Source organism: Chryseobacterium sp. FR054, from assembly GCF_056844565.1.
In genome coordinates, this window is the sequence record NZ_JBXDSA010000003.1 from 142,071 (window position 1) to 154,709 (window position 12,639).

Below are 12,639 nucleotides of genomic sequence, written 5' to 3' on the forward strand. Positions count from 1 at the left end.
TTTTTTAAGATAAACAAAGCCGCTTCGCTCATTTTTTTGAAATACAGAGTTTAAATATACATCCAATTATACCACCTAAACCTGACAGGTTCTGGAAACCTGACAGGTTTCAATTCATTTCTCTACAAGCTTTTTAATAAAAAAATCCGGCGCGGTGAGCTTTGCTCAGCGCGCCGGAGAATATCTTTCAGACTGAAAAATTTATTTTGTTTTAGCTGTAATTTATTCAGATGAAGGCAAAGAAAAACCCACGACTAAGTGTCTGGGTTCTTATATTTTATGGAAAAGAGTTTTACAGATCTTCCGCTTCGGCAAGAAGCTCTACAATATCTTTTACAGCTACTTCAGTATTCTTATTGAAATGTTTCACTCCGTCGGTCATCATCGTATTACAGAAAGGGCATCCGGTAGCAATCACTTTAGGCTCAAAAGACAATGCCTCTTCCGTTCTTTCGATATTGATGTCTTTATTTCCTTTTTCAGGCTCTTTGAACATCTGTGCGCCTCCTGCACCACAGCAAAGACCGTTGGTTCTGCAACGTTTCATTTCTACCAGCTCGGCATCCAGTTTTTCAAGAAGAATTCTTGGCGCTTCATATTCGTCATTGGCTCTACCCAGATAACAAGGATCGTGGAAGGTAATTTTCTTTCCTTTAAAGGCTCCTCCTTCAATCTTCAGTCTTCCTTCTTCCATTAAGGTTTTAAGGAACTGGGTATGGTGAACGACCTCATAATTTCCACCCAGACTCGGATATTCATTTTTCAGGGTATTGAAACAGTGCGGGCAGGCCGTAACGATTTTTTTCACTTCATAGGCATTCAGTACCTCAATATTGGTAAGGGCCATCATCTGGAAAACAAATTCGTTTCCGGCACGTTTTGCGGGGTCTCCGGTACAGCTTTCTTCCTGTCCCAGAACAGCAAATTCAACACCTATCTTATTCAGTATCTTGCAAAATGCTTTTGTAATTTTTTTGGCGCGGTCGTCAAAACTTCCTGCACATCCAACCCAAAATAAAACTTCAGGGGATTTTCCTTCGGCAGCATATTCTGCCATTGTTTTAATTTGCATTCTTTTTCTGTTTAATTAAAAAATCAGCATAGTATTCCTTAGCTTTTGTCATGATTTCTGCCGGAACTACCGAAACATAGAGAGGATTGGCTTCATCGTAGTTCAGATATTTCCAGAATCCTTTGGTCGTTTTATCGTTCAAAGCTATAATCATGCTCTCTTTGCTCATTTCCAAAGCGGAATCATTGATAAACCGGGCTTTCATTCCCTGCATTTCCATCATCCCCAGCATCATCTTTTTCTTTTCCTCATCAAATTTCTCTTTAAGGAAAGTCATTTTCATTTTCATCGGATAGGTAACAAAAGCGTATTTCACGTCATCTCCTGTTTTTAAGACCTGTGATACACCGAAAGCATTTTTATCGGTATTAATAATCTCTATTTTGAATTCTTCATTGCCTTCGAGCAATGATTTGAAAGAGTTAGACAATGTATTTCTGTCCATTTTCTCAAAGATTCCCGGATGGGTCATGTCCAGCATCTTATCATAGTCTTTCTTTTCGAGCAGGGACATGAAAGACTGTGAATCTTCAAGGATTTTCTTTTCATCAGCCGACTGTGCCATTATAAAGACTGAACAGACCAGCAAAAAGGTTAAGAATAGTTTTTTCATCTTTTCAGATTTTTAGTCATTAGCCCAATTCAGACGATCTGCCTGATTATACTGCCACGGTGCGGCATTATTTTCCACGTTGGTCATCATAAGATTTAATTCCTGTGGGGCAGCAGACTGTTCCATCACAAGGAATCTTCTCATTTCGAAAATAATGGAAAGCGGATCCAGCAATACCGGACAGGCTTCTGTACAGGCATTACAGGTTGTACACGCCCAAAGTTCTTCTTTGGTGATATAATCGTTCAGAAGTTTTTTGCCGTCATCTACAAATTTACCGTTCTTGTCTATATTTCTTCCTACTTCTTCCAGACGGTCTCTGGTTTTCATCAGGATCAGTCTCGGAGAAAGTTTCTTGCCGGTAATGTTGGCCGGACAAACTGAGGTACAGCGTCCGCATTCCGTACAGGAATATGCGTTCAGCAGCTGAACCTGGTTCAGATCAAAAATATCTTCAGCACCAAATTTAGACGGAACATCTGCTTCTGCTCCTTCTGCCGGAGCAGCATAAGGATCGGCATTAGGGTCCATCATCAGCTTAATTTCCTTAGTAACTGAATCCAGATTGTTGAATTTTCCTTTTTTATCAAGATTGGCAAACCACGTACTCGGAAATGCCAGGATAATATGCAGGTGTTTTGAATAATAAAGATAGTTCATGAAGAAAAGAATCCCCACAAAGTGGAACCACCAGGCGGCTTTTTCTGTAAAGTACAGGAATCCGTCACTGAAACCACTGAACAGAGGTGCCAATACCGTAGAACTGATCGGGAAACTTCCGTGTTCAGGAAGTAATCCTCTCTGCTGTAAAACCCAGTCTGCGGTATTCATTTTGAAGAATGCCATCATCAGGGCAAATTCAATGATAAGAATCCAGTTGGCATCGTGTTTCGGCCATCCGAAAAGTTCTTTCATCGTTAATCTTTTCACCCCATAGAAGTTTCTTCTGATAAAGAATACCACCACACCGATAACAACCAGCAATGCCAGGATTTCCAGGGTAGCCGTAAAGAAATTATAGAAACCGTGTCCTAAAACTGAAGCCAGGAACCTGTGGGTTCCGAACAGTCCGTCTACAACAATCTCGATAAGTTCGATATTGATGATAATGAATCCTACATAGACAAAAAGGTGAAGAATACCGGCTACAGGACGCTTTACCATCTTGCTCTGCCCCATTGCCACTCTGGCCATAGTTTCCCAGCGTTCAGATTTCCTGTCGCTCCTGTCGATTTCTCTTCCCAGTTTAATATTTCTGTAAATCTTCTGCAGGCTTTTGGCAAACAGCCCGAACCCGGCAACCAGTAAGATCAGGAAAATAATGTTATCAATGTACTCCATAAGGCTATTTTAGTCTTTATTGTTCTTTCCAAAAACTGAAAAATTGATATATCTCTTAGGATTGGCTTTCATATCTTCGATCAGGGCATTCAGATTGGTAGATGCTGAATTCAGATTGTTATAAAGCTGTTCGTCTTTCATCAGCTTTCCTAAACTTCCCTGCCCGTTATCTATTCCGGCGATCACCTGATTAAGCTTACCTACCGTAGCATCCAGGTTGGCAATCGTAGCATTCAGTTTTTTGGTATCGATGCTTTCTGCAAGATTTCCGTATTTATCCAGGGTTACCTTTCCGCTCTCCATAGTAACGGCCGCATTATCGAGTACTTTCTGAAGTTTCGGATCATTGTGTCCTACAAGACTGTTTACGCTTCCTGCGGTAGTCTGTAAAGCGCCTACGGTTTTATTAAGGTTGGCCAGAAGAGCTCTGATTTCTTCTCTGTTCTGCGCGTTTACTACCTGATTGGCATTAGCCATCAGAGAATCCACTCTGTACAGAACCGTCTGAAGCTGATCCTTCACAGGACCTACCTGAGAAGAAAGACTTCCCAGCGTTCCCAGTTTGAAAGCTCCTTTCAGGGTATCCCCGTCTTTTGCAGTCGGGCCGCCGTATACCAGATTTACTCTCATTTCTTTTCCGGACATCAGCCCGGGTTCAAAAATCTCAAGAGTTGAATTTTTTGAAAACTCAAATTTATCATCTACCGTAATCTTTACGATAAAATTGATCTTCCCGTCTTTGGAGGTCTGAGGGATGATCTTATCAACCTGCCCCACCTTTAATCCATTGATAGAAACCGCGGAAGACTGTGCCAGCCCTTCCACATTGTCGTATTTTGCGTAAAATATATTATCGGTAGTAAAAAGGCTTCTGCCCTTCATGAATTGAAACAACAACACAAAGCCTACAATAGCCAAAAGTGCGATCACACCAGCTTTTAATTCTTTACTGAACTTCACTTGCTAAATTTTTTCTAATGAGCAAATATAATACATTTTAAATTAATGTTTTTCTTTATTGCTCTGCGTTAAATACAAAAAAACCACCAAAAAATTTCGGTGGTTTTTCTATCTGTAAAATTTGATTTCTTATTGTTGCTGATTACCCAGCTTGTTCCAGATCTCAATTCTGTAATCCTGAATATCTGCATTATCCTGAAGACTCTTCATCCAGGCCTGTCCGAACATTCCTGAATTTCTCTGGGTAACAGATTCTGTGAACTGTTTAAGATCACCAGGCTGTTTGTTTACTGTTTCTGATTTTTTGATCAGCACATACACTCCTGTTCCCCCTTCAATAGGGTTAGAAAGTTTTCCTTTTGCCACTCCAAAAGCAGCACCTGCTACTTTAGGCTCCATAGCCCCTGCTACCGAAGGGTTAAGGATATTTACCTGAGCGGATTGTTTTGCAGAAGCAAACAATGTAGCGATCTGATCTAAGCTGGAAGCTTTAGCGCCTGCAATTTTATCAGAGATCTGTTTTGCAGCCAGCTTATTTTTAACGAGCACTTCGATCTGGTCTCTTACGGATTCCGGATCAGCAAGGCCTGCTTCCTGTTTTCCGTTAAGGTATACTACGATCTTATCTCCTGTTCCTTCTACGGTAAAGAATTCCGTATCTCCTTTGGCTCTTTTCTTATCGAAAGCCCAGGCCAGGATTTCACCATCTTTATCAGTACCAAGTCCCTGAAGCTGTCCGTCAAATCTTTTAGCTGTTTTAGGGTTGGTGAACTGGTAATTACCTTTTTTAGCAATATTCACGAAATCGTTGAATGATTTCCCCTGCACCTGCTGGATGAATTTTCTTGCTTTTTTGTCAGATTCTGCTTCCGTAGCATCAGAAGGCTTAACTTCTTTCACAAGGTTAGCTACCTTATAGCTCATCGCTCCTGCTTTTTTATCTTCAATATTGATGATATGATAACCGAACTGGGTTTCCACTACGCCCGTAGCCCCTTTAGGGTTTGCTGCAAGGAATTTAAGGAACTCAGGAACGAAAGGGGTTTCCGGTGTTGTCCATCCTAAACTTCCTCCCTGTGCTGCAGAGCTAGGGTCGTTAGAAAGCTTGATGAAGTCTGTAAATTTACCGGGGTTCGCTTTTACGATAGCTCCGATAGAATCTGCCAGTTTTTTAGCCTGATCTTTGGATCTCGTTACTCCTTCTCCCGCAGGACTTCCTTTGAAAGCAATAAGGATATGTCTTGATAAGGTAGAATCTGATGTCTTTTTATCCAACAGTTTAGAAACTACATAGAAGTTCTGTTCTTTGTAAGGTCCGAAAACCTGTCCGATGGCAGCTGCAGGAATCTGCCCCTGGATCGTCTGAGGCAACTGATTAGGTTTCAGATACTGAGCATTGAAAGGCATATCAGAATTAGCCATTACAAACATAGAATCGTTCTTTGTGTTCTGGAAATTCTCTGTACCTCCGCTTGCATCTGTTCCTCCTGAATACAGTTTTGTAATTTCTTTCTGAGCGGCTGCATCATCTGCAGCACTAGGCAGAGAAGGGAAATATACAATCCCCAGATTTCTGCTTGCTTCAGCTTTGAACATTACAGGGTGCTGGTTGATATAATTCGCAAGATCCTGTGTAGAAACATTGATTTTTGTTTTCTGAAGATAAGCTGCATAATCGATCTTTACAAAATCGATATCGGCAAGCTGATCTCTCTGCTTCATCAGCTCTTCAGCTTCTTTCTTTCCAGTAGTGATGCTTCCGGAAATATTGGCAAACACCTGTCTTGCCATCAATCTGTACTCGATTGTTTTTCTGGTTTTCAACCACTGGTTATATCCCTGAGGATCGGTGTTCTGTAATGTTTCAATCTGTTTTTTTAATTCTTGTGTTTTAAAGTTACCTTTCTCATCAAAGAACTGCTGATTCTGAGCAAACATCTGATCATACTGGATCTGATTCCAGAAATAATCATCTGTCATTTCAAAGCCCATTTTCTCAAACTGCTGCTTGATAAGTTTGGATTGTACAAGTAACTGCCACGCCTGCTCCTCAAGTCCGTTTTTCGGACGGCCTTGCTGTTCAGCCTGCTGCTGCAACACGAAAAGCTGATCATTGAACTCTTCGCGGGTGATCTTGTCACCGTTTACTTTTCCTAAAACATCAGGATTTTTACCAAAAACCTTGTCAATACTGTCCGGGTTCACCAGAAACGCCAATAGCGCCAGTGCAATCACCCCCATTAATAGCCAAGGCTTACTCCTAATCTGTCCTAAAATTGCCATTTTATAAATTATAGTTTTTTATCAGTTTGCGAAAATACACATTTTTAAGAAATTAGAGAAACGGAACTTCTTTATTTTAATTTTTTTCCGACAGAAAGCAGGGAAAAAAGGAAATTTTGACCATATTTTTTATCAAAAAGTAAATGGCATAAGTATTGTGCATTTTAACAGACCATAATATGTTCAGCATTTTCAGCACATATTGTGAGCAATCACGTTAATGATTTAAAACGAAGATGACAATTTGTCATCCCCAATAATTATGACAAAATTTGAAGATATAAGTTTAGAGGAAATGATCAGCGATGGATTTGATATTGTGGCCGAAGAGATCAATCTTTCAGACTTTTCAGAGACGGAAAAGAATTCCGGGCAGACAGTGTTCCCTATTCTTCCCGTTAGAAATATGGTGATGTTTCCGAATGTGGTAATTCCTATCACTGCCGGAAGAAAAACATCGATACAGCTTCTTGAGGAGGCCCAGAAAAACGGAGACTTCATCGGAATTGTAAGCCAGAAAAATTCGGATCTGGAGCAGCCGGACGAGAGAGATATTTACCAGACCGGGACACTTGCCAAGATCATTAAAATCATCAAGCTTCCTGAAGGCAATATCACCGCCATTACGAAAGGTTTTCACAGGTTTAAAATAAAAAAGATCGTAGATACACGTCCTTATTTCAAGGCCGAAATCACGAAACTTAAAGATTCCAGACCCAAAAATAAAGAGGAATATGAAGCTTTGCTGGAAAACATCAAAGACCTTGCCCTTAAAATCATAGAACTGGACCCGAATATTCCTAACGCAGCTAATTTTGCCATTAAGAATATCAGCAGCAATGATGACCTGCTGAATTTCATCTGCACCAATGCCAGCTTCTCATCCATCGAAAAACAAAGCCTTCTTGAAGAAAAAAGCCTGATGGAAAGAGCCAATAAGTGCTACGAAATGATGCATGAGGATTTCAGAAAGCTGGAACTCAGAAACCAGATCCACCAAAAGACTTCCAAAGATCTTGATAAGCAGCAGAGAGAATATTTTCTGAACCAGCAGATCAGAACGATCCAGGAAGAGCTTGGAGGCGGGCCTGAAAGTGACGTGGAAGACCTGATCCTCAAGGCTAAAGCTAAGAAATGGAGCCAGGAAGTGGAAGAACATTTTCAGAAGGAGATCAACAGGCTTCAGCGTCAGAATCCTAATTCTCCGGATTATAATGTACAGAGAAATTATCTTGATTTCTTTACAGATCTTCCGTGGGAAACCTATACAAAAGATGTTTTTGATATTGCGAGAGCTGAAAAAATACTTGACAAGGCTCATTTCGGGCTGGAAGATATCAAGAGGAGAATTCTTGAACACATGGCAGTTCTGAAGTTAAAGAACAACATGAAGTCTCCTATTCTATTACTTGTAGGACCTCCGGGAGTGGGTAAAACCTCTCTGGGGAAATCGGTAGCTGATGCGCTGGGAAGAAAGTATGTGCGCTTATCCCTGGGAGGGCTTCATGATGAAAGTGAGATCCGCGGACACAGGAAAACCTATATCGGAGCGATGGCCGGAAGAATCCTTCAGTCTATCAAAAAATCCGGAACCTCCAACCCGGTGATTGTTCTTGATGAAATTGACAAGATCGGACAGGGACTTCACGGAGATCCAAGCTCCGCATTACTGGAAGTTCTTGATCCTGAGCAAAATAAATCTTTTTATGATAATTTCCTGGAAATGGGCTACGATTTGTCCAAAGTCATGTTCATCGCCACGGCCAACTCGCTTTCTACGATACAGACCCCGCTTCTGGACAGAACCGAAATCATAGAAATTGCAGGATATACCCTGGAAGAAAAGATTGAGATCGCCAAAAGGCACCTTATTAAAAAACAGCAGGAAGAAAACGGGCTTAATGCCAAATCTTTCAAACTGGGCAATGCAGAACTGAAACACATCATTGAAGCCCACACTTCAGAAAGCGGAGTAAGAACCCTGGAGAAAAGAATTGCTTCTATTGCAAGATGGACAGCACTTCAGACCGCATTGGCAAAGGAATACGACCCTAAAATCTCAGTAGCAAAAGTGGATGAAATTCTAGGAGTTCCGAGACCTAAAAGCTTATCTGAAATCACAGGAGTTCCCGGTGTGGTAACCGGACTGGCCTGGACCAGCGTAGGCGGAGATATTCTGTATATTGAAAGTATCCTGAGCAACGGAAAAGGAGCATTAACGATGACCGGAAATCTGGGAACCGTAATGAAAGAATCTGCAACGATTGCTTTAGAATATATCAAAGCCAAACATGATGAACTGGGTATTCCACAGGAAGACCTGGACAAAAAGAACATTCACGTTCACGTTCCGGAAGGGGCCACTCCAAAAGACGGACCTTCCGCGGGAATCACAATGCTTACATCAATGGTTTCTTCATTCAAAAATAAAAAAGTAAAATCACATCTTGCAATGACCGGCGAGATCACGTTAAGAGGAAAAGTACTTCCGGTAGGAGGAATCAAGGAGAAGCTTCTTGCGGCAACCAGAGCCGGAATCAAAGAGGTTATTCTCTGCGAGGCCAACAGAAAGGATGTGGAAGAAATCAAAAAAGATTATCTGAAAAACCTTACCGTACATTACGTAAACAGGATGGATGAACTAATTGCTATTGCTATCGAAGATTAATTATAACATATCAACTCTCAATAAGGAAACGCGTCTCATATTTTTGGGATGCGTTTTTTCTTGCCAGATAAAGGTACCACACGGCCAGGATCTTATATTTCACCAATGAAAAGAAATATGTTAATTAAGTCAAAATAAACTTTCAATTCGGCAGGTTTTCTTATTTTTATCCTACATATTTGAAAAATTATGAACTTTCTCAGACTCCCTTTTCTTGTCAATCTCACGCTTGTTGTCATTTCCATTATCGGACTGGGCTATCTGCTTACGCTTGGACAGAGTATTTTAGCACCGTTCTTTCTGGCTTTTTTAATGGCCATGCTGTTTCTACCGGCTGCTACTTTTATGGAGAGAAAATTAAGGTTTCCAAGATCCGTATCCACCATGACATCGGTATTTATCATGCTGGCGATTTTATCGGGACTTATCTACTTTTTCGGATCTCAGCTTTCGGATTTCAGTAAAGATATTCCGCACCTCAGAGACCAGTTTACAACCGTGTTCAGCAATCTTCAGCATTGGATTTCTAAAACATTCAACGTAAAAGTAGATGAACAGCTCGATTACATCAACCAGGGGCTGAATAAACTGCTTTCTTCTTCAGGAGTAATTCTTGGCTTTACCTTCGGAATATTTTCTTCCGGATTCGGATTCATTGTTTTCTTTACGCTTTTTTTCATTTTTATTCTGAATTACAGAAGGGTTCTGAATAATTTTATTGTTACGGTTTTCAACGAAAAGCATAAATCCAGCGTACAGGAGGTGGTTACTGAGATCAGGGTGATGACGAAGAAATATATTTTCGGGCTTTGCCTTCAGGTCTTAATCGTTTCTATTCTTACCTCTATTGTTCTTACGGTTCTGGGCGTAAAATATGCCGTCCTTCTGGCTGTACTCACAGGCCTGCTGAACGTGATTCCTTATCTTGGCATCTGCATATCATTATTGATTTCCTGCTTTATCGCTTTTGCAACGGGAACTCCTTCTACCTGTATTTACGTTGCCATCGGATACATTGCCGTGCATGTTATTGACGGAAATATCGTCCTCCCTTTTGTTGTAGGTTCCAAAGTAAAGATCAATGCTTTATTTTCTTTCATCGGAATTATCCTGGGAGAACATCTTTGGGGGATTGCAGGAATGTTTCTCTGTATTCCGGCTATTGCGATCATTAAGATTATCTTTGAAAGAGTGGAAGGTCTGAAACCCTGGGGCAAACTGCTTGGAGAGGAGGAAAAGCCCAATAAAAAGAAAAAGAGCTACAAGATTTCCAAAAATATTACGCTGAAGGAAATGGACTGATGCGTGGGCAAGGAGGAATATCTTCTTCAAATCAGAACATTAAACTTTCAATTGTACACTGCAAACAAAAAAATCCGTCTCTGCTGAAACGGATTCTGTAAGTTTTATAATGCGCAGAACGGGCTCATTCCGTTAGGACATGTTTCTGTACAAGGAATATAATCTTTAATATCCGGACAGTATCCCATATTCGGATCTGTTCCGCCTCCACCTCCGGAACCTCCTCCTAAACAGGGATGACCGGGAGGAATTTTACACGGACAGCCTACCGGGCCGATATCACATAAATCAATTTTAATTCCGCCATGGATTTCTCTTAAATCTGTACGATTCAGTTTCTTAAGATTTTTCAACATAATATTCTGGTTTAATTTGTTTCTTAAAAATAGCAAATTAATTGATAAAAAAACACCATTAACATTACATTAACCTTTACAATATATTTTTTTCATGAAATTGATAAAAAATATGATGCTTTTATTTTACATTTGATATAAAATCATCAATTATGAAAATCATAAAGTTTATTATTTGCCTGCTGTTCGCTCTGATGTTTATGAATGCAGGGCTGAACAAGTTTTTCCAATACGCTCCAATGCCCAAAATGACTGATGAGCAGATGAAGATTTATGCCGCTTTCAACGAAATCGGCTGGCTGTTTCCATTGGTAGGCATTGTAGAAATCATTGGCGGCATCTTATTTATCTTCCCAAAAACCAGAGCGTTGGGTGCTGTTATAATTCTTCCCGTAATGGTTGGAATTGTTCTGCAGAATGTATACAGAGATCCAAGCCAGACAGGCATCATCATGTCTGTTGTACTTTTCCTGATCAATATCTGGGTGATTATTGACAACAGAGAAAAGTATAAAAATTTAGTCAGTTAGCAGATCTCATATTACACCAACCGCTTTTCTGCAACCGGTCATCTGTTTTATATAAACGCACTGAATCCCGTGATCGATCTTCCCACGATCAGGGAGTTGATTTCTTTTGTTCCTTCGTAAGAATAAATAGCCTCGGCATCTGCCACAAACCTTGCCACATCATATTCCAGCAAAATACCGTTACCCCCCATTACTTCTCTTGCCCTGGAAACAATATCCCGGGTTCTGAGGGTACAGAAAACCTTAGCCAGTGAAGCATGTTCATCTTTTAATATGCCTTCATCCTGCATTTCGGAAAGCCTGAAGACCATGGTCTGCATGGCGGTGAGATTGGAAAGCATCTCCACAAGATGGCCCTGGATCATTTGAAACGAAGCAATAGGTTTCCCAAACTGCTCTCTTTTCCGTGTATAATCCAAAGCACTTTCATAGGCTCCTCTTGCGCATCCGGTAGCCATCCATGCAACTCCTGCCCTGGTCATCCGCAGTACTTTTCCGGTATCTTTGAACGAATCCGCATGCTGCAGGCGGTTTTCTTCGGTGACCAGACAGTCTTTCAGGGTAATCAAACCATTCTGTACGATTCTCAGAGCCATTTTTCCCTTGATCTTTTCTACCGAATATCCGGGATTGTCTTTTTCAACAATGAAACCTTTCACCTCACCACTGTCCAGATCCCTGGCCCAGATGATAATCACATCTGCAAATGTGGCGTTTCCGATCCATTTTTTCTGGCCGTTCAGAATCCATCCTTCCGGTGTTTTTTTACAGGTTACCGTAAGCCCTCCCGCAGCTCCGGAGCCTACTTCCGGTTCTGTAAGGCCAAAAGCTCCGATTTTTTCAAATTTCTGCATCTGCGGAAGCCACTTCTGTTTCTGCTCTTCCGATCCGCAGATATAAATAGAACCCATTGCCAGCCCGGACTGAACGCCAAAGAAAGTAGCAATGGAAGCATCTATCCTGGCCATTTCCATCGCAATAACGCCTTCCATCAGAAAAGGCATTCCCGGACAGCCGTAGCCTTCATAGGTAACTCCGCAAATATTCAGTTTCTGGAATTTTGGGATCAGTTCGAAAGGAAATTCATCCCTGAGCCAGTAATGGTTGACCAGCGGTTTCACCTCTTTTTCCATGAACGCTCTTACTTTAAGCTGAATTTCGCGCTGCTCCGGGGTTAAAGTATGATAAATATCATAGAAGTCACCATCCACAGGCGGAAGTTCTTTTTTCTTCTTATCAGGATCCAGCATTTTCATCAATCCGTTCAGCTGTTTATCATCTAATCGGGAGAAGTTCTGCATCAGTTTCGGAAGATCTACTTTTTGAGAAATTGAACCCAGCTGTTCAAAATCTATGGATCTGAATAATTCTATTACGTTTCTGATTTTGGAAAAAGTATTGGACATAATAATGTTTTAAGGGTTTGGCTTGTAAAAGACAAGCAAAAATCACTCCGAAAACAAAGGACTGCGTTCAGAAATATTTTACAAAACACTCATTTACAATTCATTAAA

Annotated in this window: 10 protein-coding genes; 3 read left to right on the forward strand and 7 right to left on the reverse strand. The window is 40.8% G+C overall.

The window, feature by feature from the left end; translation table 11 throughout:
• Positions 1-292: 292 nt before the first annotated feature.
• The 5 genes from AC106S_RS13385 to AC106S_RS13405 form a co-directional block, all read right to left on the reverse strand.
• Positions 293-1,072, reverse strand: a complete 780-nt coding sequence (locus AC106S_RS13385) for a (Fe-S)-binding protein (RefSeq protein ID WP_153396378.1) — start codon at positions 1,070-1,072, stop codon at positions 293-295.
• Positions 1,062-1,685 (reverse strand): hypothetical protein, encoded by a 624-nt coding sequence (locus tag AC106S_RS13390; RefSeq protein ID WP_482439768.1) that lies wholly within the window; start codon positions 1,683-1,685, stop codon positions 1,062-1,064. The genes AC106S_RS13385 and AC106S_RS13390 overlap by 11 nt, the downstream gene beginning before the upstream one ends.
• Positions 1,686-1,697: 12 nt before the next feature.
• Positions 1,698-3,026, reverse strand: coding sequence for a 4Fe-4S dicluster domain-containing protein (locus tag AC106S_RS13395; RefSeq protein ID WP_482439769.1), 1,329 nt, complete (start codon positions 3,024-3,026; stop codon positions 1,698-1,700).
• 9 nt (positions 3,027-3,035) lie between these two features.
• Positions 3,036-3,986, reverse strand: coding sequence for an MlaD family protein (locus AC106S_RS13400; RefSeq protein WP_482439770.1), 951 nt, complete (start codon positions 3,984-3,986; stop codon positions 3,036-3,038).
• A gap of 129 nt (positions 3,987-4,115) precedes the next feature.
• Positions 4,116-6,269 (reverse strand): peptidylprolyl isomerase, encoded by a 2,154-nt coding sequence (locus AC106S_RS13405; RefSeq protein WP_482439772.1) that lies wholly within the window; start codon positions 6,267-6,269, stop codon positions 4,116-4,118.
• 262 nt (positions 6,270-6,531) lie between these two features.
• On the opposite strand from AC106S_RS13405, the gene lon reads away from it, so the two are divergent.
• Together lon and AC106S_RS13415 are read left to right on the forward strand one after the other, a co-directional pair.
• Positions 6,532-8,937: an endopeptidase La gene (gene lon / locus AC106S_RS13410; RefSeq protein WP_482439774.1), complete on the forward strand. Its 2,406-nt coding sequence runs from the start codon at positions 6,532-6,534 to the stop codon at positions 8,935-8,937.
• Between the two features lie 189 nt (positions 8,938-9,126).
• Entirely contained in the window at positions 9,127-10,239 is a 1,113-nt protein-coding gene (locus AC106S_RS13415) for an AI-2E family transporter (RefSeq protein ID WP_482439776.1), read from the forward strand.
• Positions 10,240-10,343: 104 nt separating this feature from the next.
• On the opposite strand, the gene AC106S_RS13420 is transcribed toward AC106S_RS13415, so the two are convergent.
• Positions 10,344-10,595, reverse strand: a complete 252-nt coding sequence (locus AC106S_RS13420; RefSeq protein ID WP_482439777.1) for a bacteriocin-like protein — start codon at positions 10,593-10,595, stop codon at positions 10,344-10,346.
• Positions 10,596-10,747: 152 nt separating this feature from the next.
• Here AC106S_RS13420 and AC106S_RS13425 point away from each other — a divergent pair, with 152 nt between their 5' ends.
• Entirely contained in the window at positions 10,748-11,125 is a 378-nt protein-coding gene (locus AC106S_RS13425) for a DoxX family protein (protein ID WP_482439778.1), read from the forward strand.
• 47 nt (positions 11,126-11,172) lie between these two features.
• Here AC106S_RS13425 and AC106S_RS13430 read toward each other — a convergent pair whose 3' ends face one another.
• Positions 11,173-12,531: an acyl-CoA dehydrogenase family protein gene (locus AC106S_RS13430; protein WP_482439779.1), complete on the reverse strand. Its 1,359-nt coding sequence runs from the start codon at positions 12,529-12,531 to the stop codon at positions 11,173-11,175.
• Between the last annotated feature and the right edge of the window lie 108 nt (positions 12,532-12,639).

Bases quoted from the DNA above. Each gene is read 5' to 3' on its own strand.
- AC106S_RS13425 (WP_482439778.1), top strand. From the start codon at position 10,748: ATGAAAATCATAAAGTTTATTATTTGCCTGCTGTTCGCTCTGATGTTT.
- AC106S_RS13385 (WP_153396378.1), bottom strand. From the start codon at position 1,072: ATGCAAATTAAAACAATGGCAGAATATGCTGCCGAAGGAAAATCCCCT.
- lon (WP_482439774.1), top strand. From the start codon at position 6,532: ATGACAAAATTTGAAGATATAAGTTTAGAGGAAATGATCAGCGATGGA.
- AC106S_RS13430 (WP_482439779.1), bottom strand. From the start codon at position 12,531: ATGTCCAATACTTTTTCCAAAATCAGAAACGTAATAGAATTATTCAGA.
- AC106S_RS13415 (WP_482439776.1), top strand. From the start codon at position 9,127: ATGAACTTTCTCAGACTCCCTTTTCTTGTCAATCTCACGCTTGTTGTC.
- AC106S_RS13390 (WP_482439768.1), bottom strand. From the start codon at position 1,685: ATGAAAAAACTATTCTTAACCTTTTTGCTGGTCTGTTCAGTCTTTATA.
- AC106S_RS13420 (WP_482439777.1), bottom strand. From the start codon at position 10,595: ATGTTGAAAAATCTTAAGAAACTGAATCGTACAGATTTAAGAGAAATC.
- AC106S_RS13405 (WP_482439772.1), bottom strand. From the start codon at position 6,269: ATGGCAATTTTAGGACAGATTAGGAGTAAGCCTTGGCTATTAATGGGG.
- AC106S_RS13395 (WP_482439769.1), bottom strand. From the start codon at position 3,026: ATGGAGTACATTGATAACATTATTTTCCTGATCTTACTGGTTGCCGGG.